General features: G+C 67.8%; 1 protein-coding gene. It reads right to left on the bottom strand.

What is annotated here, in order from left to right; translation table 11 throughout:
- The coding region (locus tag GWE18_RS42045) for a TonB-dependent receptor plug domain-containing protein (protein WP_275191323.1) at positions 1–424 on the bottom strand (424 nt) is incomplete at its 3' end.
- Positions 425–451 lie beyond the last annotated feature (27 nt).

Consider the following 451-nt stretch of genomic DNA (forward strand, 5'->3'; position numbering starts at 1 on the left):
CCTGGGGGCCGCGGAGATGCGCACCGTCCCGCGTGATCACGTTGATCACGCCGAAAAATGCGTTCGGGCCGTACACGGCCGACCCCGCGCCGGAGACGAACTCGACCCGCTCCACCAGGTCGATGTCGATGGGAAAGTCGGTGCCGATGCTCGCCTGGTCGTACAGGCTGTCGTTGAACCGGATGCCGTTGACGAGCAGCAGCACCCGCGTGTTGTAGTCGCCCGGGGTGGAGAATCCCCGCGTGCCCAGGTAGTGGTAGGAGCGGTCGTAGGACACGTAGAGCCCGCGCATGCCCGCCAGCACGTCGGCCAGGGTGCGGTAGCCGAACAGGCGGATGTCCTCGGCCGTCACCACGCTGACCACCGCAGGCGCCTCGAGCGCCGACTGGGCGTACCGGCTGGCCGTCGTGACCTGCAACTGCATGAGCTGCTCCAGCGGCAGGTCCGATAC

Source organism: Bradyrhizobium sp. CSA112, from assembly GCF_029051645.1.
Lineage (GTDB): Bacteria > Pseudomonadota > Alphaproteobacteria > Rhizobiales > Xanthobacteraceae > Bradyrhizobium.